At 66.2% G+C, this 23,918-nt stretch carries 23 protein-coding genes; 10 read left to right on the top strand and 13 right to left on the bottom strand.

Annotated features, from left to right (window positions below; all coding sequences use genetic code 11):
• Positions 1-212: 212 nt before the first annotated feature.
• Positions 213-1,241 carry an ImmA/IrrE family metallo-endopeptidase gene (locus ABD663_RS12820; protein WP_344739152.1) on the top strand — a complete coding sequence of 343 codons (1,029 nt, stop codon included), beginning with the start codon at positions 213-215 and terminating at the stop codon, positions 1,239-1,241.
• Positions 1,238-2,368 (top strand): hypothetical protein, encoded by a 1,131-nt coding sequence (locus ABD663_RS12825; RefSeq protein WP_344739154.1) that lies wholly within the window; start codon positions 1,238-1,240, stop codon positions 2,366-2,368. Before ABD663_RS12820 ends, ABD663_RS12825 begins: the two co-directional genes overlap by 4 nt.
• On the opposite strand, the gene ABD663_RS12830 is transcribed toward ABD663_RS12825, so the two are convergent.
• The gene (locus ABD663_RS12830) at positions 2,365-2,943 is read right to left on the bottom strand and encodes a hypothetical protein (protein ID WP_344739156.1); all 579 of its coding nucleotides are present in this window, start codon (positions 2,941-2,943) and stop codon (positions 2,365-2,367) included. The two genes, ABD663_RS12825 and ABD663_RS12830, sit on opposite strands and share 4 nt — an antisense overlap.
• Complete coding sequence (locus ABD663_RS12835) at positions 2,936-3,214, bottom strand: hypothetical protein (RefSeq protein ID WP_344739158.1); 279 nt, start codon at positions 3,212-3,214, stop codon at positions 2,936-2,938. Before ABD663_RS12835 ends, ABD663_RS12830 begins: the two co-directional genes overlap by 8 nt.
• A gap of 503 nt (positions 3,215-3,717) precedes the next feature.
• Between ABD663_RS12835 and ABD663_RS12840 the strand changes: the two genes are divergently transcribed.
• Entirely contained in the window at positions 3,718-6,663 is a 2,946-nt protein-coding gene (locus ABD663_RS12840; RefSeq protein WP_344740241.1) for an AAA family ATPase, read from the top strand.
• 73 nt (positions 6,664-6,736) lie between these two features.
• On the opposite strand, the gene ABD663_RS12845 is transcribed toward ABD663_RS12840, so the two are convergent.
• From ABD663_RS12845 to ABD663_RS12895, 11 genes are all read right to left on the bottom strand, one after another.
• Positions 6,737-7,189, bottom strand: coding sequence for a single-stranded DNA-binding protein (locus ABD663_RS12845; RefSeq protein WP_344739160.1), 453 nt, complete (start codon positions 7,187-7,189; stop codon positions 6,737-6,739).
• 34 nt (positions 7,190-7,223) lie between these two features.
• Positions 7,224-7,700: a hypothetical protein gene (locus ABD663_RS12850; protein WP_344739162.1), complete on the bottom strand. Its 477-nt coding sequence runs from the start codon at positions 7,698-7,700 to the stop codon at positions 7,224-7,226.
• Positions 7,697-8,089 (bottom strand): hypothetical protein, encoded by a 393-nt coding sequence (locus tag ABD663_RS12855; protein WP_344739164.1) that lies wholly within the window; start codon positions 8,087-8,089, stop codon positions 7,697-7,699. The genes ABD663_RS12850 and ABD663_RS12855 overlap by 4 nt, the downstream gene beginning before the upstream one ends.
• Complete coding sequence (locus ABD663_RS12860; protein ID WP_344739167.1) at positions 8,086-9,924, bottom strand: type IV secretory system conjugative DNA transfer family protein; 1,839 nt, start codon at positions 9,922-9,924, stop codon at positions 8,086-8,088. Before ABD663_RS12860 ends, ABD663_RS12855 begins: the two co-directional genes overlap by 4 nt.
• Before the next feature lie 12 nt (positions 9,925-9,936).
• Entirely contained in the window at positions 9,937-11,214 is a 1,278-nt protein-coding gene (locus ABD663_RS12865) for a MinD/ParA family ATP-binding protein (RefSeq protein WP_344739169.1), read from the bottom strand.
• Positions 11,211-12,815 carry a hypothetical protein gene (locus tag ABD663_RS12870; RefSeq protein WP_344739171.1) on the bottom strand — a complete coding sequence of 535 codons (1,605 nt, stop codon included), beginning with the start codon at positions 12,813-12,815 and terminating at the stop codon, positions 11,211-11,213. The genes ABD663_RS12865 and ABD663_RS12870 overlap by 4 nt, the downstream gene beginning before the upstream one ends.
• Positions 12,815-14,305 carry an SCO6880 family protein gene (locus ABD663_RS12875; protein ID WP_344739173.1) on the bottom strand — a complete coding sequence of 497 codons (1,491 nt, stop codon included), beginning with the start codon at positions 14,303-14,305 and terminating at the stop codon, positions 12,815-12,817. Before ABD663_RS12875 ends, ABD663_RS12870 begins: the two co-directional genes overlap by 1 nt.
• Positions 14,305-15,843 carry a hypothetical protein gene (locus ABD663_RS12880; protein ID WP_344739175.1) on the bottom strand — a complete coding sequence of 513 codons (1,539 nt, stop codon included), beginning with the start codon at positions 15,841-15,843 and terminating at the stop codon, positions 14,305-14,307. Before ABD663_RS12880 ends, ABD663_RS12875 begins: the two co-directional genes overlap by 1 nt.
• Positions 15,843-16,136: a hypothetical protein gene (locus ABD663_RS12885; RefSeq protein ID WP_344739177.1), complete on the bottom strand. Its 294-nt coding sequence runs from the start codon at positions 16,134-16,136 to the stop codon at positions 15,843-15,845. Before ABD663_RS12885 ends, ABD663_RS12880 begins: the two co-directional genes overlap by 1 nt.
• Positions 16,137-16,156: 20 nt before the next feature.
• On the bottom strand, positions 16,157-16,669 hold the full coding sequence (locus tag ABD663_RS12890; RefSeq protein ID WP_344739179.1) for a M23 family metallopeptidase: 513 nt from the start codon (positions 16,667-16,669) through the stop codon (positions 16,157-16,159).
• A gap of 100 nt (positions 16,670-16,769) precedes the next feature.
• Positions 16,770-17,510 carry a hypothetical protein gene (locus ABD663_RS12895; protein WP_344739181.1) on the bottom strand — a complete coding sequence of 247 codons (741 nt, stop codon included), beginning with the start codon at positions 17,508-17,510 and terminating at the stop codon, positions 16,770-16,772.
• A 255-nt stretch (positions 17,511-17,765) separates the two neighbouring features.
• Here ABD663_RS12895 and ABD663_RS12900 point away from each other — a divergent pair, with 255 nt between their 5' ends.
• From ABD663_RS12900 to ABD663_RS12930, 7 genes are all read left to right on the top strand, one after another.
• Positions 17,766-18,014, top strand: a complete 249-nt coding sequence (locus tag ABD663_RS12900; RefSeq protein WP_344739183.1) for a winged helix-turn-helix transcriptional regulator — start codon at positions 17,766-17,768, stop codon at positions 18,012-18,014.
• Positions 18,015-18,281: 267 nt separating this feature from the next.
• Positions 18,282-18,758, top strand: coding sequence for a hypothetical protein (locus tag ABD663_RS12905; protein ID WP_344739185.1), 477 nt, complete (start codon positions 18,282-18,284; stop codon positions 18,756-18,758).
• Between the two features lie 18 nt (positions 18,759-18,776).
• Positions 18,777-19,226: a hypothetical protein gene (locus ABD663_RS12910; RefSeq protein WP_344739187.1), complete on the top strand. Its 450-nt coding sequence runs from the start codon at positions 18,777-18,779 to the stop codon at positions 19,224-19,226.
• A complete protein-coding gene (locus ABD663_RS12915; protein ID WP_344739189.1) occupies positions 19,223-20,230 on the top strand; it encodes a hypothetical protein in 1,008 nt (335 codons plus the stop codon). The genes ABD663_RS12910 and ABD663_RS12915 overlap by 4 nt, the downstream gene beginning before the upstream one ends.
• Positions 20,231-20,268: 38 nt before the next feature.
• Complete coding sequence (locus tag ABD663_RS12920) at positions 20,269-21,387, top strand: alpha/beta hydrolase family protein (RefSeq protein ID WP_344739191.1); 1,119 nt, start codon at positions 20,269-20,271, stop codon at positions 21,385-21,387.
• Positions 21,388-22,174: 787 nt separating this feature from the next.
• Complete coding sequence (locus tag ABD663_RS12925) at positions 22,175-22,837, top strand: DsbA family protein (protein WP_344739193.1); 663 nt, start codon at positions 22,175-22,177, stop codon at positions 22,835-22,837.
• Positions 22,837-23,856: a flavin-containing monooxygenase gene (locus tag ABD663_RS12930; protein WP_344739195.1), complete on the top strand. Its 1,020-nt coding sequence runs from the start codon at positions 22,837-22,839 to the stop codon at positions 23,854-23,856. Before ABD663_RS12925 ends, ABD663_RS12930 begins: the two co-directional genes overlap by 1 nt.
• Positions 23,857-23,918 lie beyond the last annotated feature (62 nt).

The following is a 23,918-nucleotide window of genomic DNA, read 5'->3' on the forward strand; positions in this document are numbered from 1 at the left end:
CAGGGCGTGGCATGTGGCGAATGCGGATGGACGGGGAGGATCACCGTCGTCGGCGTTTACGCATGACTCAAGTGTCACACATGACACGAATTCGGTCAATTCCAAAAATAGCCCGCTCTGTACGCGAGGCCACAAGTCCGCGGTGCAAACGTCATAGACGCCTCAGATGCCACATGTGACACGCGCAGAATATTTTCTGCTATCATGGAGGCATGACATCCAAGGCTGAAGCGCGCGGCGAGCTCCTGGCGGCTCTGCGCCTCTCGCGCGGGCTTACGCAGGTAGAGCTCGCCTCGGCCGTCGGTATCTCGCAGGCCACCCTGTCGAAGGTTGAGTCCGGTGAAGCCCGTCTGGACCTCGAGACCTGGCGCAACGTCGCGGAAGAGTTGCTGGTGCCGCTGTCGGCGTTCCGCGCGGTTCAATCGTCCGCGGCCCCTGCCCGCATCTTCCACCGCAAGCAGCGCACCACCCCGAAGAGCGCTGTGAACAAGGTGGCCGCCGAGATGTCGCTGGTTCGCCTGCGCGTTCGCGACCTCCTTGGGGATCAGACCACGACTCTGCGCCGCCACGATCTTGAGGGCGGGTTCAACACCCCGCAGGAGATCGCGCGCGACGTGCGCGACGAGCTCGGCCTTGGCCGTGGACCGCTCGGCGACCTCGTCGCCATCCTCGAAGGGGCTGGCGTCCTGGTGCTGCGGTGGCCGTTGGATACCATCCAGGTCGACGCCATTGCGTCCTGGCAGGACGACAGCGTCCCTGTGATCTTGATCGGCGAGCATGTCCCCGCCGACCGGCAGCGCTTCACCATGGCGCACGAGCTCGGTCATGCGGTCATGCACGACGGCGAGGCGGGGAAGGAACAGGAGGCGGAGGCGGACGCCTTCGCCGCTGAGTTCCTCGCGCCCGGATCTGAGATCGCGAAGGAGTGGCCGGCCGACGACAGTCTTGACGCCCTCCTGCTATTGAAGAGGCGATGGGGGATATCCCTGTCCGCCCTCATTCGACGGGGCAAGGACACCGGCCGTCTCACCGAGCAGGAGTACCGGCAGTGGAGCATCCAACTGAGCACCACAGGGATGCACCGCCGCGAACCAAACCCCACTGAGCGCGAAAACCCCACCGCGCTCATCACAGCCATACGCAACTTCCTCGACGAAGGCGCGAGTGTCGAGGAACTTGCGAGCAGTGCCCACATGTACCCGCGCGAGTTTCAGTTGACCTTCCTTGAGGAGACATCATGAGTTTCACCGTCATCGATAACCCCAATACCGCCCCGAGCCCGCTGGCCATCGCCCCTCGCGCCGTCGAGACCGGTGATGCGATCGCGTTGCTCACCGACCGGCAGTTCCACGTGGCCGGCCGGAACATGCGCGGCGAAGCGCCGCTCATCCAGACCAGCAGCGGCGGAGCGATCCTTGTCGGGGAGGACGCCGTGGCGAACGTCGCACCTATCCGCGCTGCGAACCCTGACCTGCCACTCATCGTCGAACCCGGCTCGCTGCGCAAGCACCTGGCGACCGGCGCCCAGCCGTTCCAGCTGAGCGCGGCCACGCTCAACGACGACCTCGATCAGCAGCGCGGATATAGCGACCTCGCCATCACCCCGACCGGTCAGATCCGCGCGGGCGACTCCGGCACCCTGAAGGCCGCGCTTCGTGAAGCGAACAAGCTCGACCGCACCGACACCTTGTTCGCAATCCCCGCATACGCCGGCTGGCTCAGCGATGACCAGTACGTCAAGCAGCTCATCGCCGTCATCAACCGCAGCGTCAACCCGGTCCTGCTCGCCTTCATCGATGGGCACAACCCGGTCGGCAGCATGAAGCGCGCCCGCGCATATCGCCACATCTTCCAGGAAGCGACTGTTCCCGTCGTCGCCCACCGCGCCGACCTTGTCGGCTTCGACGCTCTCGCGCATGGCGCCATCGCCACCGCCATCGGCTCCTACCCGTCGACGCGGCGTCTCAACCCCTTCGACCATCGCGGCGGGCCCGTCAGCGATATCGAAGAGATGTCACCGCACATGCTGCTCACCGACATGCTCCGCATCGTGCGCTCGCTCTACATGCGGCGTGAATGGTTTGCGGGCGCTGCGCCGATCCAGTGCTTCTGCGTCATCTGCCGTGGAGCCGACGTCGATCGTCTCCACTGGGACGAGTCGGAACGTCGCATCGGCCACAATCACAACGTCGTGAACCTCGACGGCCTGTACTCGTCGTACGTCGGTCTCGGCATCTCAGCGCGTCGCGCACTGTGGGCCAACCAGGTTCAGGGTGCTCTGGACGCCTATCCGCAGCTGGAGTCGCACCTCGGCCGCAGCCTCCCCGTGGATCCCATTCTCGAGAAGGTCTGGGCGAAGGCGTCCTAGTCGTTTAGTTCGCGGAACTGGCCATAGACGAGCTCGGCGAACCGCCACCGCGCTGGCGACCAGCGTTCTGGAACGAAAGTGGCGGGCATCATCACGCACTCGCCGTCCGTCATCTGAAGTCCGATCCCATAGTGGGAAGCCTCGGCCAGCTCGAACGTGCTTACCGAGGCGGACGTGGTGATTGTCCGCGGCCCGTACCCGGCCCACCTGTGCGCAACGATGCATCCCCGCTTCAGGCTCGTAGACGTGATCTCGATGCTGCGCACGTCCACGGCTGGCTGTACTCGACGCTGCGCCCAGAGGCCGCCTTCGGGATCCTCAAGGATCGTAACGAGGGGTGCGCTGTCCGCCTTGCGCAGCACGCGTTCGAAGCGCGGAGACACTGGCTGCAGCCGATCCTCCGGCGCACCGAGAAGTGCCGCCAGAAGGAACTCATCACGAATCTCGCGCCGACCGGCGCGGACACGCGCTTCATGCTCGGCGCGGTTCACGGAGTACGTGACAGTCAGCAACGACCGGTCGAACACGCCTTCGTGCCGGTAGATGGCGTCCGACTCCTGCAGCACCTCAAGCACGAGCGAGATCCCGCGCGGCTTCCCAGAATGGATGCGGAACCCGCTGGAATCGGATGGGCTCGGTCCTCGCCTGTCGTTCAAGCCTCTCCATAAGTCCCACTCCTTCCAGGGCGACGAGAATACGCTGCACCGCCGACTGCCTCAGCCCAAGTCGATTCTGCAGGCTCTTCGAGTCCACGATGTCCTCGCCGGCACCGATTGCTTCGGCAACGCTCAGCATATGTGTGTTGTTGAAGAGCAGCTTCGATCTGTCCCCGACGCCGCTCCCCATCGTTCCATTGTAACCCGAAACCCAGGTTACGGATCACGCAAGTTCTGGCCATCGCACCCCTGCATCCACCGCGGCACGTGCTGTGCAGTACTTCTGCTCATCGAGTCGCTGGCTCGCGGCCCTTCAGAGAGAAGCACGCGCCAGCTACTGCCGCGCCCGAAGTCGACTGATTCGGCCGAAGGGGTGTCCGCACGAAGGTGGGTCGTGATACGCGCGGATGTGCCTCGCGGGCGCAGTGGGCGACCTGGACACGACTTGCCTCGCAAGACCCGCCCGCAAAGATGCCCGCGCGGCGTACGGCTAATGCACGCCGGCCGCGCCGCAAGGCGGAGCGTCCGCGATCGCGCTTGCGCGAGACATCCGAAGAACCGAAACAGCAATGCACGCAGGCACTTTCTGTGTAAGCACTCGTAAGTTAGACAGATTGAGCGTAGCCTTGGCGCATGCGTGGGGGTCTAGAACGCTGGAAGCGGGGAGTCGAATCGCAGGGCGTTCGCCAGGCGATGGCCTACGCGTTCAAGGGGAGCTGCGACTCGCACCTGCGAAGCATCCCAGGAGTCGAAGCCCTCACCGAGTATGCCGACGGCCGGTCGGGACGCGTGACGCGCTACACAGTCGAGCGTGGCACCATCGCGACGGACGAGCTCGATGCGGAGGAACTCCGGCGCTGGGTCGATGGTCACGATCCCCACACCGACGCTTCCCGAGGTCGTGAACTCCGATCCCCGCATGCCGACCTGATCCTGGACGGCACCATCAATGCACCGAAGTCGTACAGCATCGCCGCGCTCGTAAACGACGACCTCGCAGCCGAGTTCGAAGCGCTTCAGGATCGCCTTCGCGCCCGGATCATCGCAACCTGGCAGCGTGAGCTGAACGCTCGACGAGGGGCTGGCGGCAGCATCCGCGAGCGCCTCCTCCGCATCGAAGTTGTCGAGCTGCAGCACCGCCGCTCGCGTGCGCTCGACCCGCACATCCACCGGCACCTCTGGCTCAACGTGAAAGTGCTCGGCGAAGACGGGAAGTGGTCGAACGTTGACTCCCGCGTTGCGATGAAGCTGCACACGTTGATCAACGCGGAGGGCGAGCTGGCCGCGCGGACGGACCCGCAGTGGCTCGAGGCTCTTGCCTGCAACGGCTACACGCTCGACGGCGATGGGGAGATCGCGGAGCTGGCATCCGCCGTACGTCCGCTCTCACGCCGGTCCAACCAGATCGAAGCGAACCGCGCGAAGCTGCTTCTCGCGTGGCGATTGGAGCACCCAGGTCAGGAACCCGACCACGACGTCCTTCAACACATCGACCGACTGGCGTGGGCGAAGAACCGTCCGAACAAGCCGGGCGTTTTGGACGAGGAGGAGTGGGAGGAGCTCGTTCGTGATGAGATCCGAGTAATCGATCCCGCCCTCCTGATCGCGCGCCAACCCACGAGCGTGCGCGCCACGGCGATCGGGGCCCTGGACCGCGATCTGCTCGCCGCCCGAGCGATCGTGGATGCCGACTCACGATCCACGGCGTGCGGGGGAAGGTTCAGTAACTACGACCTGCGAGCCGGCGCGACCAGGGCTGTCGCGGTATCCGGAATCGTCTCCCCGCGCGAGAGCATGCAGGAGCTCATCGACGAGGTCGTCGTGCGGGCGCTCGCACACACCGTCGACCTGCTCGAGCAGGACGGCGACCGGCCTGGTCACATCAAGGGGTACATGGCCGCCTCAACCGCGGAGCTGAAAGTCGAGCTCGCTGCGCGCTTCGACATGCTCACGCACTCGGGGCAGCGGGTCGACCACGAGGACATCGTCGAGTTCTCGCAAGAGACTCTGCCTCGCGACGTCACGCTCGACGAGGGCCAGTCGGACGCCGCCGCGGCAATCGCCGGTACGGATCGCCTCGTCTCGGTGACGGGGCCAGCGGGCGCTGGCAAGACGACGATGCTCCGCGTCGCGCGCACCGCACTCGAACGGCAGGGTCGAAACCTCGTGGTCGTCGCACCGACGAAGAAGGCGGCCTCGGTGGCGGCGCGTGAGATCGGCGCGACGGCGCTCAGTCTGCATGCGCTGCTCGCCGACCACGGCTGGCGCTGGGGTCGCGATGACGCAGGTGGCGAAGTCTGGACGCGACTCGAACTCGGCGAAACCGATGCCCGGACCGGCGCGGTCTTCATGGGGCCGCGTCGGTTCGTCCTTCGACCGGCCGACCGGGTCGTCGTCGACGAAGCGGGCATGGTCGACCTGCACACGGCCAAGGCGCTCGCAGTCGTCGCTGCCGAGACCGGTGCGGGCATCGCGATGGTGGGCGACCACCTGCAGGCGATGCCGGTAGGGCATGCCGGCGCCATGGCGTGCATGACGCGGCGCGCGACCGCAGTCGTCGAGCTGACCGCGGTGCATCGCTTCCGCGACCCCGAGTACGCCGCCCTGACGTTGCGCATGCGCGAGCCTGACAGTCAAGAAGAGGCGCTTGCTGTTGCCGGCCTACTCGACGAGCGAGGATCGATCCACCGAGTCGCGGATGCCGCACAAGCACGCGACGTCATGGTCGAGGCGTACTTCCGCTATGCGGCGAGTCGCGCGCGCGTCGCACTCGTCACGAGCACGAACGAGGAAGCGGACGCGATCAACGAGGCGATCCAGGAGCGCCGGGTCGAAATGGGACAACTGCATGAGGACCGCCTTGCCATTGGGCAAGGCGAGCAGCGGCTGCTCGAGGGGGACGTGGTGCAGACCCGCCGCAACGACCGCGACGCGGATGTGGAGAACCGTGCACTGTGGATCATCCGGCGCATCGGTGGTTCCGACGTCGAACTGGTCGCGCTAGGAGACAGTGGGGACCGCCGCCGGGTTTCGCTGGAGTATGCCGCCGAGCACATGCATCTCGCCTACGCGTCAACCGTGCACGGAATCCAGGGTGAGACGACAGATGCCTCCGTCGTCGGGCCTGGCGTGGACGCGTCGGGACTGTATGTCGGGATGACGCGAGGGCGCGCGCACAACGAGGCGATCGCGATCGCACGGACGCCCGCCCTCGCTCGCGACCAAGTCGCGGCGAGCATGATGCGGGGGTCGCAGGAAGTGAGCCTCGACGATTCGAGGCGTGCTGCGCAGGCCGAGCTCGGTCGAGCCGCCCGTGATCCAGGTACTCGGCCAGCGTCCGCGCTAGAGGCGCAGCACGACTGGCTACTTCGAGCCGCCCGGACTCTGCTCGACATCGACCAGCGGAAGGCTGACACGACCGCGAGTGCGCACGGGCGCGATGCAGCCGATAACTCGACGAATCTGGACCAGGCTAGGGAGCGCCTGCTCGCCCGCTACCAGTTGGTCACCCGCCAGTACGAGGAAGCAATCCAACACGCCGAGAACCCCGCTGACCGAGCTCGTCCGGACCGCTTCCGGCTCGCCCACGACATGGGTGCGGCGAACGGGCCATCCTCGAGTGCCGGGCTTGGCCGTTGACCCGTACATAGGGGCGCGCGGATAGCGGCGTGGGAGTACAGTGACTCCCACGCCGCTCTCCTGTTGCGATGGGTCAGCGACTGATCCCGACGCCGGTGGACGATACCGGCTCGGCTACCGGCCCTGACGGCGCTCTGTGAGCTTCAGGGCCGCTAGCTTTTGGGGCGCGCTCGACGGCGACCGCCGCGTACTTCAGCGAAGCCCCGACGTTCTCCGCAACGATGTCGCGGGTCTCGCGGGTCTGGCCCGACTCCTTGTCGGTGTAGGTGCCGAAGCGGAGGTCGCCTCCGACGATGACGGTGTCGCCCTTGTGGAGCGACGTCGCCACGTTGCGGGCTTGCTGGTTGAACACGACGACGCGGTGGAACACCGTTCCTGCGTCCTCCCAGCGTCCGGTCGTCTCGTTGAGGCGGCGGTCGTTGACGGCCACGCTGAATCGGGCGTACTCGTTGCCCGACTCGCTCGCGCCGTACTCGGGGTCGCCGGTGAGGTTGCCCTCGATCGTGACCGGGATTCTCGTTGTCATCCTTCTTCCTTCCATTCAGGAGGCAGCTCGTGCCTCAGTTGGCGTGGCTCTGGTTGATCCACGCGTCCCACTCCGCCTCGTCGGTCTCTCCGACCCACGACCGCGGCTTCAATTCGTAGTGCCCGCTCGTGCAGCCCGAACCGGCGCGTTGAAGGCGGGGCTGCGCCTGCGCGAGCCGCTCGTGCCACTCGAGCGGGCCGTATCCCGAGTCGTTCTTGTCGAACGACGCCCGGTGGAAGTTGTGGAGCGCCGAGAGCTCCTCGACGAGCGCGCCATGCTTCCACCAGCAGGCCGGCACGATGCTGATCGGCACGCTGTAGCGCACGGTGAACCACTCAACCCATGTGCGAAGCGCGATCCATGCCGCGCGTGACTCTTCGCTGGTGAGGATCCGCCAATCCACGGGCGGCACGCCAGCAGGCTCGGTCGGATGCGTGAGGATCGGCGGGCCCGACAGTTGCGCCGAGAGCTCCTCCTCGAGTTCCTCGGGCGTTCGCTCACGCTCGTTCATGACGTCTCCCTGAACTCGCGCATCCGCCTCTGAAGAATCCCCAGCGCCATCGTCGATGCGACTCGGCGACCGCGGTGGTGCGACAGCACTCGGTCGCGGTCGATCAGCTGGTGGAGCAGACCGTGACAATACGGATGCATTGCGATGAGGTCGTCGTGGCGCTCGAACGCACTCCACGAGCCGTCGACGAACCGCACGCCGCGGTAATCGAGGTGGTGCAACTCGAGCTGCTCGCGCGTGGCAGAGAGCCCGCATCCGGCGCACGCGAGCGCGCGGCCGAGACGCTCCTGCTTGCGGAACCACCTCGCGCGCCGGGCGAACCACGCGGGGGACGACAGAAACTCGGAGCGGTAGGCGTTCGAGGCCCTGGGCTTGCGGCGGTTGCTCATTCCTCGTTCACCGCCTCGGTCGCTGCTTCCGGTTCGGGTTCGGGCTCGACGACCGGCCGCGGTGCGGGGCGCCGGGTCTCGGCGAAGACCGTCTGCTGGTCCTGCTGGGTCGCGCGCTTGCCGCTCTGGATCTCGCGTGCGTCGCGTCGCGCATCCCAGCCAGCGAGGTCGAGCAGGACGCCACGACGGTTGCGGTAGGCGAGTAGGCCGACGCTCTGCGGCATCCGTCGGATCTCGTCCACAGACATGAGTGGCAGTCGCTCGTGCTGCTCGCTGGTGGAGTGGCCCGACTCGCGCGTGGACCAGGATCGCTGTGTTCGCTTGGTCTGGCGGGTTCCGAGCAGCGCCTCGACGTCGCGCAGGTGGCCCACATGCGACGCCCCGCCCAGCAGCACCTTCGCGGTCGCCGCCGCCCAGATGGTGTCGGCCTCTGCGCGCGACCACGACGTCTCGGCTTGTGACAGCGCCTGCAGGACCACGAACGTGCAGATTCCTCTACCGCCGCCATCCGCCATGATCTGCGGCAGGTTGCCCCAGCGGAACATGTTCGCGATCTCGTCCAGGATCAGACCGAGCGGATGCTGCAGCCGGGAGCCCGGCGACGCGAGTGCTTCGAGGCGGGCCACCTCGACGATGTCATCGAGCAGCGCGCCGAGGAAGCCTCCCATCGCCGACGCGCCGGAGCGCGAACCGACCAAGTAGAGCGTGTTTGCACCCGTGAGGAACTCCTGGGGATCGAACATCGAGTCGCCCGGCTGTGGAGCGAGAGCTTCGCGGATCTTCGGCACCGCGAGGGGAGCGACCGCGCCTTGCACGCCGAACCAAATCGAAGAGACCAGCTTGTCGTCGCCGGCCAGCGTCGCCTCGAGATTGTCACCCCATCCCGATGCGCCGTCGCTGCGCAGTATCGACACTGCAGACTTGCGCGCGAGGACCGGGCTCGTGCCCCAGTTGTAGAGATCTTCGATCGGACGGTTTCCAACTGCGGCGGCGTGGAGAAGCCGACCCAGGACCACGCCGGATGCGTGCGCCCACTCGCCGTTGGTCGACGATGCCCCGAGCGCGGTACCTGTGACGATGGCGCTGCCGCGCTGCATGGCGACCAACGGGTCCTCGCACCCCGCGATGGGCGAGACACGAAGCGGATGGCGCACACCGGACAGTCCCTGGGGGTCGAACACATGAACCTGACCGCGACGTTGGCGCATTCGCAGCGTGGCGGTGAGGTTGTCGTTCGTCGTCGAGGTGGTGATCAACGGCCCCGACCAGTCGATGATCGCGGAGATCAGCACGCGATACCCCTTGCCCGAACGGGGCGGTCCCTCCAGCGCCACCGAGTCCTCGATGGAGACGTAGACGTCGGTGCCACGGGAACGACCGACGCGCCAGCCCACGTCCGTCGGCTTGGGGCGTGCAAGGTCGGGCCGCAACTGCCGCGCTCGCCGCAGGACGGCTTTCCCCGAGAGGTACTGGCGAATCTCGGATGCTTCCGCGAAGCCCAGGCGCGAGCGCAGATCGGCGACGAACGCCTGGTCCGACTCCTTGTAGCGCCGGTAAGCGACGAGACCCAGGATCGCGAGGACGACGACGAGGAGAACGGCGACGAGATCGACGACCCGGATGCCGATCACGGGCAACGCGCATCCGGCCGGCGCCGCGTACACCGCGGTGTCACCCGTGATCGCGAGCCAAAGCCCCGAGAACATGCTGTCGGGCTCTGGTCGAGCCCCGCAGACGACGTTCGTCACGAGTTCGGCCAGGAAACCGAACACGAGACTGAGAACGAACGAGATCGCGATGAGGACCGCAATCCCCTTGCCGAGCATCGACTCCATGGCCGACTCCTCTCACAGACCCCGCGCTGCGGCTGCGGCAACGCGGATCCACGCATCGCGCGTGGGCGCGCGCAGATTGTCAAGCCGCAGCGCTCCCGACTTGAGGGCGGGATCGAACGGGATGTGCTCGACCGCGCGGACATGGCCGGAGAATCCATCCGCGATGCGGTTCGCGCCGCGCGGGTTCGGCTCAGCTTCCGTGACGACGACCACTGCATTGTCTGCGAGTTCGCGTGATCGCTCGTCGCGCTCGCGGAGCGCATCGAGCAGGAGAGCGGCGGACTCGGCCGACTCGGGTGTCGCGAGCGTGGGCAGGACGAGCTGGTTCGATGAGTCGACCATGCGCAACCAGCGCTCCGCCGATTCGTCGTTGCCGGAGTCGAAGATGACAACGCGGTAGTACCGGGCGGCGACCTGCATCAGCAGATCGAACTCGGCGGTGAGGATGCGCTGGTGCACGGCGAGGAGCTCGGGGTTCGAGCGCAGCACGTCGTACCGATCAATCGGCTGGTGATGGACGTACCGGGCAATGCCGGAGACGCCGGCGCCAGGGGCAAGAAGATCAGATGCCGCCGGCAGCAGATCCTTGACCGTCGTGTCGTATCGCCCCGGCTCGGTGCGCCAGCCGAGTGTTCCTCGCGTGTCGTTGTTGTCCCACGCCAGGACGTTCCCGCCGCCGTAGCGGCCGAACACCGCGGCGAGCATCGCGGTGGTCATCGTCTTGCCGACGCCGCCCTTTCCATTCGCGATCGCAATGGTTCGGCATCCGGCCCACTGCTGCGACACCTCGCGCTCATCGTCTCGCCGCCGCAACTCGACTGGAGAAGGACCGAAACCCAGACGAGCGAAGAATGCACGCCAGCCCCCGCGCTTCAGCTCGACGGCGGACGAGGTGTCGATGAAGCTCGGGCGTGAGGGAAGCTCCGGGGCACGGCGGTTGCGAAGCGGTTCGTGTCCCGGAGCTTCGATCTTCACCTCCCTTCCCTGTTGCGATGGGCTGTCAGCCCGCGCGTCGACGATCACCGCGGTTTGCGGCGCTCTCGCTGCGGCCGTGACGAGCGTCCCGTCAGCGTCGATCCGCAAGCGATGCTCTCCGCGATCGCCGGTGGTGACGAGCTCAACGGGGTGGCCGGTGCGCTGTGCTTCAGCGACCGCACGTTGGACGATCGTCTGTCGGATGTCCTCGTCGGGGCGTGCCGACAGGGACTCGATGAGCCCTTCCGGTGTGGTGAAGGTAGCCCTAGGACCGCTGACGGTTGCGTACGCGCGCAGCGTGGTGTCGAGACTCATTGCGGTGTCTCCTCGAAGGTCGACGACAGCCAGCCATCGAGGCTGGTGTCTGTGGGGGAGTCGTCAGGCCAGAAGCGATCGAGTTGATCGGAGTCGAACAGGTACGGCAACCCGTCGCCCTCGTCGTTCTGCTCGAGCGCGCTGTCGGTCGCGAACAGCTCGTACTCCCAGTCGGTCGACGTGGCGAAGCAGTCAACGACATAGGCGTACTGGCCGACATAGGCGAGGAAGACTCCCATCCGCAACCGACGCGCGTCCTCAACGTGAGTCGCCGGGATGTTCAGACGATTGCGGAGCGCCGCGGCTTCCTGGTGATTCGCGCGAAAAATGAACTTGTTCTCGATGTCGCCAACGATCGAGTACGCGAGGTTGCGCTCCCTCGAGTCCGCGTCGCCCACGGCATCCAGGTCACCCATCTTGTGCAGGATGACGATGTTGCTGATGCCGTAGTGGCGGGATAGCTTGAGCCACTGCTGGAACATCTGGAGCGCCGCGAGCGAGGTCATGTCGCGCCAGCCCTCCTCACGGATCAGGTACCGAGTGCGCTTGGCCGACCGGTCCGACACGACCGCCTGAATCCACGCCGTCGTGCACACCTGGGTGAGCTGCGCGACGAGCTCGCTGCGGGAGAAGAGCTCGCTGGTGTCGACGACGACGATCGGTGCATCCGCATCGAAAGCCACTGTCGACTCGTCTTCGAACAGCCCCGAGAGGTCACCGTCGACGAACCGGCGGAGGACGAAGCGCGGCTGCACCGCGCCGTCCGACATGCGGAAGTCGGTGCCGGCATCCTCGACGATCGCGCCGAGGTGCTCGTACACGCTGCGAAGCGTCGGGCGGTCGCCGGTGCTCCGGATGCTGCGCTCGAGCGCCTCATGCAGTGCCGCGTGCTCGACGGCGGTGAGCCTCGTCGAGCCCAACGCCATCTCGACGAGCGACACGAGGGTGGTGATCCGGCGCTGACGGACCATCGTCTCGTCCTGATCATCGTCAGCGTCCGCCCGCCGCGGACCCCGGTCGAGCGGGTTGAGACGAGCGGTGCTTCCGCCACCGATACGGATGACGACGCCATCGGGGATCGCCTCCGAGATCGCCACCCACTCGCCCTTCGGGTCGGAGGGGACGACTGCCTGGTGGCCGAACGCGAGGGAGCGTGTCACCAGGGTCTTGATCGTCGCGGACTTGCCCGCCCGATAGGCCCCGAGCACCAGCACGTTCGTCGAGAGCGTCTGGCGGTCGGTCTTGTTGGCATATGCCTCCCATGGCGAGAAGTGGAAGAGCGCATCGGCGTTGAGGTCGACGCCCAGGATCGGTCCGTGGTGTCCGAGCCCGGCATCCGCCACGAACGGGTAGATTCCCGCGATCTGGCGCGACGTCGCTTGATGGGCCGGGATGCTGGGACGCGCGAGGTTCCAGTACCCGCCCTCGGTGAGGCCGGGACCGAACGGGCCGGGCACCGCAGCCTCGGGCAGCGCGCGCTCCCGACGGCGCTTCCGTGGCGGGCGCTCCTCGTAAGCATCGCGCGCGATCTGCCGGCGCATCGCGCCGCGGTCGCGCTTGGACAGATCGCCCGGTTCGAAGAAGACGACGCGGCGGGCCATCACTTCATCCCCAGCCCGATCGGAAGGACATTGACCATCAGTGCCTCGGCCTGCTGGCAGTAAAGGATCTGCGGCTCCATGCCGGACCTCGCGAGCGCATTGCGCATGCCGGCTATGGCCTGATCCAACAACTCCTCGCTGCGGGCGCTCACCGTGAGATACGCGCCGTAGCGGAACTCGCCGTGGCCGGCGACGATCTCTTCCTCCTGTCGCTCGAGCGCGTCCCAGTCCGCGGCATCCGCGGCCGAGCCGTCGACTCCTCGCTTCGCGCGAAGCCGCTCGTTGCCGCGCCAGACCTTCTTGTCGTCCTCGATGCGGCGCATCGCCTTCTTGACCGAGACCGGCGTGAGGACGATCGACATTATGTGCGTGATCGCCTCGCCGGTGGCCGGCATCCGCGCGAATACGATCGGCTCGACGAACCCGACCGCGGTGTCCGATCGCGGCCACTCCTGAATCCAGAGAGTCGTGTGGACGCCCGAGTCCGTGTACACGACGCCGTTCTTGCCGCGCGGCTCCTCGAGGTACATCGGCCCGATCGCGACCGGATCGACACCGACGTGGTCGTCGTCACGGTTCTGGACGTTGGCGGCGAACTCTGGATCGAAGCCCACCCGGGCGAGCGCGGCGACGTCGCGGGTCGTGAGCCACCGTCGCACGCTGATCCGAGCTGCACTGAGAGCGTCGGCGAGGTTGCGGGCCTCGAGGGCGGCGAGAGCCTTGACCGCATCCTCGCCGCCACCGAGCGACTTCAGCTGGGGCCCGAGCGCGATCAGATCGAGCGTGAAGGTCAGGTAGTTGCGGTGCGAGACCGCGTACCGCTCGGACTTGTCCATCACGGCGTCGTAGTTGCGAGCGACGGGGGAGTCGCCGTGGAGCTTCCGCTTCAGTGTGACCGACTGGTAGTGGTCGCGAGCGGGCCGGATCGTGGTCGGGATCGTGCGCTCCTGCAGCACCGCGCGCTTGATGCCGGGGCGCTGCGTGAACGACGCGAGCACCGGAGCCCACTGCTGCGTGAGATCGAAGCGCTCCGGGTCGTCCTTCATGAGGAAGCCCTGCACCTCGACTTCGGCGGTCACCGACACCGAGCGGTTGTGCGGGTTGTAGGCGCAGGCGACGTCGTCCACGTCCCACAGCTGGATGGATGCCCGGATGCCGGGGAGATTGAGCGTTCCCGCGAGGTGTGTGCGCTCGGGGCGATACACCTGTCGCGTCGCGCCGGTCGCGTGGCGGATCTGCTTCATGAACCAGAGCCCGACCTGTCGCGGAGCGGAGTCGCCGTGCACCGTGACGAACGCGAAGATGCCGATCGGCAGGTACAGCGGCGCGGCATAGAGCAGTCCAGGCGGGCCGAAGCGGTTGACACCGATCAGCACGATGATCGCGGCCACGGTGAGGTAGGTGAGCTGCCAGCCGTCCATGCCCATCACGACGCCCTGCCTCGAGCGGCGAGGCAAGCGGACGGGCCGGGCGAGATCCTGAGTCGACATCATGCGGTCCTCTCAGTTCGGGGGCGAGGGGGTGACGAGGGAGACGGCGAAGGAGCGGATGACGGCGCCGGCCGCGGGGTGGGCCGCGATGTGGGAGGGGCGCCATTAGGGGACGGCGCCGAAGCCCCCGCGCTGGACGGGCTCGCTGCGGGCGAAGTGCCGGAACCACCCTGAGAGCCAGGAGAGCCCGCGGGGCCGACTGATCCCCGTGAAGGGCGACCCGGTGTAGAGCCGCCGCCTCCGCTCGCGCCCGAGGCGCCGGGCGCTCCCGGAGCGCCTGGTCGTGAGGAACGCGGGGGCACGCCCGCCGGCGCCGAGCCAACGCGGCTCGGGATGCGCGACACCGACCTGCTAGCGCTCGTCGCCGCGTGACCGGCCCGTGACCCGACCGCTGAGCCAACCGAGTCGGCGGCGACCGCACCGACAAAGCTGAAGAGTCCGAAGACCGCGAACGGGGCAAACGCGACGAGCACAAGGCCGATAAGCAGTGGCCACGATTGGGGATCCCAGATGGTCTTCACGCCGGCGAGACCGTTGACAATGAGTGTGACGAACCCGATGGTGAGCGGACCAGTGAGAAGCAGCACCACGACCGCCGAGACATAGTGCACGACCCATTGCGGTCCGACAGCCCGGGCGGGATACAGCATCCACGCGATCGGGCCCACTGCGATCAACGCCGCCAGAACGATGTTGCGGAACGCGAACACGAGCATGAGCAGCAGCATCCCGAGCATCAACAGTGTGTGGATGACGAACGCGAAGAAGTAGTTGGCCTGCCCGCCCGCCCACATGACGGACTGCAGCGTCGCGAAGAGTCCGTCGGCACCGTCGCGGTTCATGACGTACCAGGTGAGGTCGTCGACGGCGTTGAGCAGGTGGCCGGTCGCCCATAGCGTGATCGCCGTCGCGGGCACCGCGATGAAGCTGCGGACGACGGCTCCGACAAGCTCCGCGCGGTCGCCCGAGACGATCGCGGCGGCGACCGCCCAGACCATCGCGCCGAAGAGAACCGCGAGGATCGCCCACTGCCAGAACGACCACTCGTTTGTCGCGGCAGTCCACAGCAGGGACGAGGTGTCGAACCGCATGTTGTCGGCGACGGCGAACATCATCGATGTCGACGAGAGCGCCATTCCGCGTCCGGCGTTCTCGAACGTGACGCAGACGAGGTCACCTACCGAGCAGCCATACTCGACGAGAAGTGGTTTGCCTCCGCTCGTCTTCAGCGCCGAGATATGCGCCTCGTCGGTGGTGCATACCGTCGCTTTCGCTCCATCGACGAACACGTTGATGAAGCACTGCTGCGGCTTGATGTCGGCCGTGTTCTGCGGTGTGCAGGTGATCTGCGCGTCGACGCGGAAACAGTCGACGGGGTAAGCGGGGGAGGACCACTGCTCGCCAGTCACCGGAGTCGCGTTCGCCGCAGCCGGTGCGACCTTGACCGACTCCGTCGCTGCGCTCGCCGAAGTAAGCGCGGTCAGAGTCAGGCCGAGCCCGACCACCGTGCCGACGAGCAGCGCCGCCAGGATGCGCATCAGAATCCGAAGTCGAAGTTGACGAACCAGGCGAACAGTCCGGAGGCGGCGCCGAGGATGGCGGCGGCGATGAAGATCCAGAGGATGTTTTCGCCGGCCCAGGTGCGCATGCGGTCGGAGGCGAGGCCGCGGAAGGCGAGGGACGCTCCGGCGAGGATGAGCATGATGAGGACGACGATCATGGCGCCGGCGAGGATGTACGAGGCGATGACTTGGAAGCCTTGGAAGAAGGGGGCGGAGAAGTCGGGCTGAATGTCGGGGATGTCGACATCAAGCGGGCTCGTGCGTGGCATGTGCTGCTCCTTCGTTGCGGTCACTGGAGGGGGAGGCCGCGGGCGGCCAGGAAGGGTTGGGGGTCGAACGGGACGCCGTCTTGCCGCATCTCGAAGTGGAGGTGGCAGCCGTAGGACCGGCCGGTCGTCCCCTCTTTCCCGAGCGGGGTGCCGGCGGTGACGCCCTGCCCTTGCTGGACGAGGAGGGATCCCCATTGCATGTGGCCGTAGATGCTGACCAGGCCGTGGCCGTGGTCGATGACAACGGCGTTGCCGTAGTTCTGGTAGGAGCCGGCCACGATGGCGATCCCGGGTCCGGCGGCGTAGATGGTGGAGCCGCAGCCTTGGGCCATGTCGTAGCCGTGGTGCATTTCGGTGCAGTAGCTGCACCGGTTGGACGGGTTGACTCCGTACCCGCGTCCCTTGAAGTAGCCCCCGGCCTGTGGGTATCCCCATTCGCCGTTCGCGGCAGGGATCGGGCCGGTGCGGACATCCGACGTCACTTGGTCGCCCGCGACGGCGAAAGGGATCGCGACCAGCGGGGTGACGAGCATCCCGATCAGGAGTGTGAGGAAAAGGAGGAGCAAGATTCCGATCCGGCGGCCGGTCCTCGTGTTCGCGAGGGCTGCTGCGGTGGCGACCGGGGCTCCCATATCAGGGCTCCACTGACCCCGAGAAGTAGCGGACGACCTTGCAGTCACCTGCCTGCTGCGCGGTCTCCGGCGTCGGGACGGACCCGTCGCCGCACAGCACCTGGACGCTCACGCGCGCGGCCTCGTCGTACGACGTCTCGTTGCCGGCGTTGTCGGAGCGGGTGAAGGTGAGAGTGACGTCTGCCGTGCCGATGGTCATGTCGCCAGATGCGTCGTCCGGCACCTCGGTGAACTCGACGTCGCCAATGACCGTTGCGGTGACGCGGCCGTCTTCGTTCGCGAGCGACTCCCACTCCGCTTCAGGCAGCACGACTCCCTGTCGCAGCTCGAGTTGCGACGCCTGCATGTCCGACGCGCGGTCGGCTTCGGAGGTGTAGCGGATGTCGGGCGTGAACCACGTGTCGAGATTGGCGAGCCACTCAGCGCGGCTACTCAACCGCGTGTCGAACGTCGATGCCGCTGCCAGCGCTGCGCGGACGTAGGTCTCGGCATCCGTCGTGATCGGCTCCGGCGCCCAGCCCTTATCGGCGACGGATGCGTCGACGAACTCGTCGTCTCTGGGCCCGGCGGGCTCGGTCGCCGGCGTGGAGTCTGGGGGAGTGGTGTCAGCGGGAGCTGGCGCCTCGCCCCCAGAGAAGAGGGATGCGAGGATGATGGCCAGGATGCCGACGAGTAGGACTGCGCCGCCGACGATTGCCCAGACGAGACCCCGCGTGCGCCGAGTGTTCCGTGCAGTGGTCATCGGCCGCCGTCACTTGCCCGAGTGCGGCGCGTGCGTCGAATCGCCCGTGACAAGGCACGCGATGCCGTGTCGAGAGAGATTGCTTCGCTTGACATGAGGGAAGCATATAACCGTACACTGCATTTGTGAAGCATTTTTTGACTCCCTCTTGTGGACGGCGCTGGAGCGGTGGGCCAAACTGGGCTCGTGCCTCGCTACGCCCGCCCCGCGAACAGTGACTACGCGGAGGATCCGATCAACGCGCTCGGGAACGTCATGCAGGCGACCATCATCGGTCTCCTGCGGAAGAACCCGGGGCTGACGCGTTCCGAGATCGCCGATGCGATCGAACTCCCGAAGATGACCATCGCGAACGGGCTCGAGAAGCTCCTCGACGCAGGGTTGATCCTTGCGGACCCGCCGCGCGACGTGGCCATCCGCGGCCAGCGAGTTCGCTACACCGTCGATGACGCACAGGTCACCGAGATGGTTATGCGCCTCGAGCAGGTGCTGGGGGAGTTCTAGTCGACTGGCCCTCGGCCGCAATTTCGGCGGAGTCGGGCGGACCGCTTGCCTTGACATCTCGCACCTTCCTCGGATCGCCGCGGTACCGCGGGATGCTGTTTGAGCATGCCCAACAGCGTGAGGCGTTCATGCTCGCATCCATCGCCGTGTGAGCGCAACGGTTGATTTGGGCATGCCCAACGGGTAGCTTGAGCAATCTCAACTGGGTCGTTGGGCATGCCCAACGGAGTCCCTTCCCTGCCCGAGGCGAAGGATGGTCAACAGAACATGACGGAAGACGAGAGCAAGATGGCAGCAGACGAGTTGGCGAAGCGACTTCGTCTGCTGCTCGACGTATCGATCGCTGAGACCGGCGAGGAGCCGACCTACTCGCAGATCATGGCGTTCCTTCAGACGCGGGGCGTCAGCCTGTCCCGGTCGCGATGGACGTACATGGTGAACGGCCATCGGTTCGTGCAGGATCGCGCGCTGTTCGAGGCGCTCGCGGAGTACTTTGAGGTCGAACCTGCGTTCCTCGCCGGGGGCGCCGATGCGCCGATGCCGGCGAAGGTTGCCGCGCAGCTCGATCTGGTCAGATCCATGCGGGTCGCGAAGGTCAAGTCCTACGCAGCGAGAACCCTCGGCGACATTTCTCCCGAAGCGCTTCAGGCGATCACCCGATTCCTCGACAACGAATCAAATGAGGGCACGACCGCACGCGGTTCGCGGACGGTGATCACGGCCGACGGCTCCGGAGGGAAGTGACGGACAGTGAAGGTCGCAATGCACGCGCCGACGGCGCTCAAGGAACTCGAGCTTGATGATTCCTTCTCGCTCGATGAGCTCGTGGGCGCACTGGAGCGCCGGCGCGGCCGGCCACTGCGGATCGTCGAGCTTGCAGACCTGAGCGATCGTGAGGGTATTTGCGCGCTTTGGCTGATGACCGACAAGGAGGATCTCGTGCTCCACGCGCGAAGTGAGTCGACGCTCCATAGGCAGCAGTTCGTGTTGCACGAGTTGGCCCACATCATTCTCGACCACGGTCATGACGATGCCGATGGCCCCGACGCACTGCTCCCCGACATCGCGCCGTCTACGCGGCGTCGTCTCCTGCGGCGCCAAGACCTCGTCACTGCGGAAGAGATCGCCGCTGAGTCCCTCGCGGACGATCTGGCCGCAGCCATCCGCGGGTCGGTGATCCACGAGTCGAAGTTCTTGGAGATCTTCGGGTGACGCAGATCCTGGTCTCCGCGTTGCTTTGGCTGCTCGTAGCGAGCCTGCTCATCTTGCGACGGGGACGTGCCGATCGAAGCATTCTCTGGTCAGCCCTGACCATCGCGGTCGCGATGACGCTCAACATAGACGGCCTGTACAGGTGGGTCGATGGCCTCCTCGGCGGCACAAACCTTGCCACGGTGGTGGCGGATCTCGCGCTGATGCTGGGGATCTTCTTTCTGGGGCGGGCAGTTGCAAAGGCGACGGAGTACAGGCCGCGGATTGTGCGGTACGCGCTGGGAAGATGGGTGCTCGCGGTGGCGCTCGTATGCACTGTTGTCGCATTCGCGTTCATCGACCGCGGTGCAACGACCACGACCTTCATGCTGGACTACGGGGCGCAGCCCGCAGCTGCCGCCTATTCGATGACCCAGTTCGTGTACGACGGGATCGTGTTGACGGCGATGGCCGCCGTCACGACCCGGCAGATCCGGCACGGCAGGGGAGCGGACCGCTTGCCGGCCATCTCGCTTCTCATCGGGAGCGCTCTTGGGCTCTTGTTGGCGGCCGTCGTCATCGCGATGGACATTGCTCACGTCACCGGGAGTATCGCGGTGATGCTCAGTCTGGGGGCGGCGTACAGTCCGCTCTTTCTTGCGACGTTCCTCTTCCTCTGCGTTGGGCTCGCCGCCCAGCCGGCGATTCGCTGGCTACGCGCTCGGACACGGGTCAACGCAACGCGCAGGTTCATCTCGCAGACGACGCCGATGTGGCAGCGGGCGAATCGTGTTCGGCCAGGCATGAGCCAGCACGACGCGGCAGCCTACAACGCCGCAGATCCGGAGACGCGGCTGCACCGTCAACTCGTCGAGATCCGCGATGCCGCTGTCGATCCACGTGTCTTGTTCGAGTTGGGCGATGCTGAGAGGGTGACCGTCGACGCGGCTGAGGCCCATCTCCTCGGGCATACCGTGAACGCCGACTCGATGGACGTTGGTTCCGCCGCGAGGTGGACGGTTTGAGAGCGGGCTCGGCAGTCGCGGTCGCCGCTGGGCTCGGCTTGGCAGCCACCGCGGGGGCCGCGACTCTGGGGTTCGTCATCGCGCGCAAGCTGACAGCGCCGGCGTCGGGAAGGGTCTTTGACCTCACGGTTCGGGGTGTGATGCGGCGCGAGGAGCGCGACGCGGTGGTGCTCGACCGCACCGCCGGTACCGAGGCGGCCGGGATCTACAACCTGTGGCTTGAGGGCGGCGGGTGGGTCAAGCTAGGTCCGGTCATCGACCACGCGGCGGGGACGGTGACTAGGCTCGTCGATTCAGTAGATCCAAAGGACGCGCTGAGCGTTGGCCGACGCGCATCCTGGAGCGGGATCTACTTTCGCGATCCGGCGGACGCCGGTCTCGACGCGGAGGACGTCGTCGTGGAGACGCCAGCTGGGCCCGCACCGGCGTGGCTGATCCGTCCGACCGTGACGGCGACGAAAGTGTGGGCGATCCATATCCACGGGATGGCGAGCCCGCGAGCCGGCACACTCCGGGGTGTGCACGTCGCCGCAGACGCAGGTCTCGTCTCACTCGTCGTCACCTATCGCAACGATGGCGAGGGCCCGGAGGTGGGGTCGAGCCGGTCCACGCTCGGCGCCACGGAGGCGGACGACGTTCGCGCCGCAGCGAGGTACGCAATCGCCCACGGAGCGGAGCGGATCGTGCTGTTTGGATGGTCGATGGGCGGAGCGATCGCGCTGCAGGTGGCCGCCGATCCTGAATTCAGGAGCGTCATCGATCGGCTGATTCTCGACTCGCCAGTGCTCGACTGGAATGCGACCATTGCCGCGAACTGCGCGCGTGCTGGCTTGCCGCCGCAAGCCGGCGTGCTCGTGCGACCCTGGTTGGAACGGGGTCCGCTCGCACGAGTTGTCGGGTTGAGCTCGGCGATAGCGCTGGATCGTTTCGACTGGATTGCCCGTGCCGAGCGACTGTCAGTCCCGACGCTGATTCTGCACGGGACCGACGACACCTCATCTCCTCCGGGTTCGGCTCGTCGACTCGCGCAGCTCCGTTCCGACGTGGTCCAGCTCAAGACGTTCCATGCCGACCACACCTTGGGGTGGAACTCAGATCCCAATCGGTGGACGACTCTGGCCCTCAATTGGCTCACAACACGCTTCCGACAGAGCTAGCCGCGGAGCCAGAGGTCCTACACCCCGCACAGGTGGCTTGCTTGCACACGGAAGGGCATCGCCCGCGCGGGAACGGTGTCGGTTCTCACGCTGATCTGCCGCTCGAGAATGCCCAGGCGCGATCACGTTGAGCAGACGCGTAGGGGGCGTCGTCGGTGGCGTCCTTGCAGGTCGGGCGCAGCGACCGAGGCAACCTGTGTGGCCTTGGCTGCGGCGCTGGTGCGCGAGGTAGACTGCCCACGATGTTCTCTTCGGCTCGGATGCAGCGATCCGCGATGCTGAATGAGCGACTGTTGATAATGAGGCTCATTACCAGCGTCGGGTTGGCGTTGCTGCTGGCACTTGGGTTGGCGGCAACGGCCCACACCGATATGGACGGAACGCCCCCGGTTGCGTTGGTCGGGACTGACTTTATCGATCCCCACGTCGTGCCTGCGCACGCTGTCGTTGGCAGCAACGAAGCCGTTGCCGATGTGAGTTCCTCACCATCGGATGTGCTTCTTGGCACTGCTCTTTGTGCATTCGGCGTGTTGTGTGGTCTGACGCTTATGGTCGCGTTGCGATCAGTGTGGCGCCGTTGTCGACGGCCGCAGATTTGTTTGACGACACGGATGCTGCTCCCGCTACCCGTGTCTCCGGTGGCCCGCCTGCACGCAATCTCACTGCCGTTGACGCGGTTGGGCATTTCTAGAACCTGACATCTGGCACGCCGCTCGTCTTGGCGGTATTTCCTCTCCGGGCGACCGGCCCGGTCTTGTCTTGTGCCATGTCTTGATCTGGAGTTCCGATGAATACCCGTATGAGGGTGACCATCATCACCACCGGTGTCCTGGTGTTGCTGTTGGTCGCCGCGTTGATCTATGTAGTTGTCGATAGCGATGAAGCCGAACGGGCTGCCGGCGGGGGCGCCGATCCGCAAATCGTCCGCGCGAGTTCCCATGTTCTCGACGACGGGGGTCAGGGCGCCGTCACTGTGGTGGAGTTCCTGGATTTCGAGTGCGAGGCATGTGGTGCGTTCTATCCGATTGTTGAGGATCTACGCGAGCAGTTCGCCGGTGAGATCACCTATGTTGTCCGCTACTTTCCGCTACCGGGTCATCGAAACTCTGTGAACGCGGCGCTTGCTGCGGAAGCGGCCGCCCAGCAGGGTCAATTCGAGGAGATGTATCACCGGCTGTTCGAGACGCAAGCGGAGTGGGGTGAATCGCAAGAGTCGCGCGCCGATGTGTTCCGCGAACTCGCTGAGGAGATTGGGCTAGACCTCGCCGCGTACGACGATGCGGTGGCGGACCCAGCCACGTTGGAGCGCGTGCAGTCAGACTTCGAGGAAGGCCGAGATCTAGGGGTAAGCAGCACCCCCACGTTCTTTGTCGGCGAGAACGCGGTTGAACTGCGGGAGTGGGATGACCTTGAGTCCGCGATCGGTCAGGCAGTAGAGGGTGGCCGCTGATGGTAGCGGGCCTGACCCATCGGCGCGCGATAGTGGTCGGAGCAGGGCAGTCGGGACTGGCCGTCGCTGCGGCGCTCATTGCGCACGGGCTAAGGGCTCAACATGACTTCGTCGTGATCGACGAGGCCAGCGTAGGACATCGTCGTTGGGCCTCCAGGTGGCACTCGATGGAACTGCTCAGCGACGCACGGCACAGCGCCCTGCCTATACGACAGTTCCCGGGGGATCAACGCCGGCATCCTCGGGCTGACGAGATGAATGAATACCTCGCCAAGGTGGAGTCAGACCTCGGCGTGGAGGTTGTCTGGGGAGTTCGGGCCGACGCAGTTCAGCAGCGCGGGGACGGTTCGACCCTGCTCCTCTCCACATCGGCAGGAGATGTTCAGACTCGAAACGTGGTCTGCGCCACGGGAGCGGCCGCCCATCCGCGTTTGCCGGACTGGGCACGCGGTCTGACCGCACCAGGTGTCGTCATCCATAGCAGCGAGTACCTCTATCCACGGCAGATACCGACACCGGAGGTGCTTATCGTCGGTGGTGGAAACAGCGGAGTTCAGTTGGCTCGAGAGCTCTCTGCCTTCCATCGCGTCACGCTGTCAATCCGGACCCCGCGATCCCACGCCGCTCTTGCGCGCTATCCCTCGGCTGCCGGTGGTAGGCGGTCGATGTGGTCCCGCACGCTGCACCGCGAGCCGGCATTCGGCGACCGATACCAGGACTTGCAGCGTGCTGGCGTCACCCTCTCGCCGGCAGTGGCCACCGCAGACGGCGGAACATTGCGCCTGGCGGACGGAGCGGAGATGTCCCCGGGATCGGTCATTCTCGCGACGGGGTATCGCCCGGCAGTTCAGTGGTTGCCGGACACAGCACGCGCTGCACCCCGTCGGAGCACCATCACGGGGGTTCCGGGCCTGTTCGTCGCGGGGATGCCGGAGTACGGCGGCCGCGGAGCGGACACTTTAGTCCGAGTATGGCGTGACGCGGCCGCGATTGCCCGTCAAATCACCGACCGACCATGAAGGAGACTCCGACGTGATCGAATCACCTGCTGGACCTCGATCAATCCGCATGAGCGGCCACC

The organism is Microbacterium awajiense (assembly GCF_039536545.1).
In the GTDB taxonomy this organism is placed as follows: domain Bacteria; phylum Actinomycetota; class Actinomycetes; order Actinomycetales; family Microbacteriaceae; genus Microbacterium; species Microbacterium awajiense.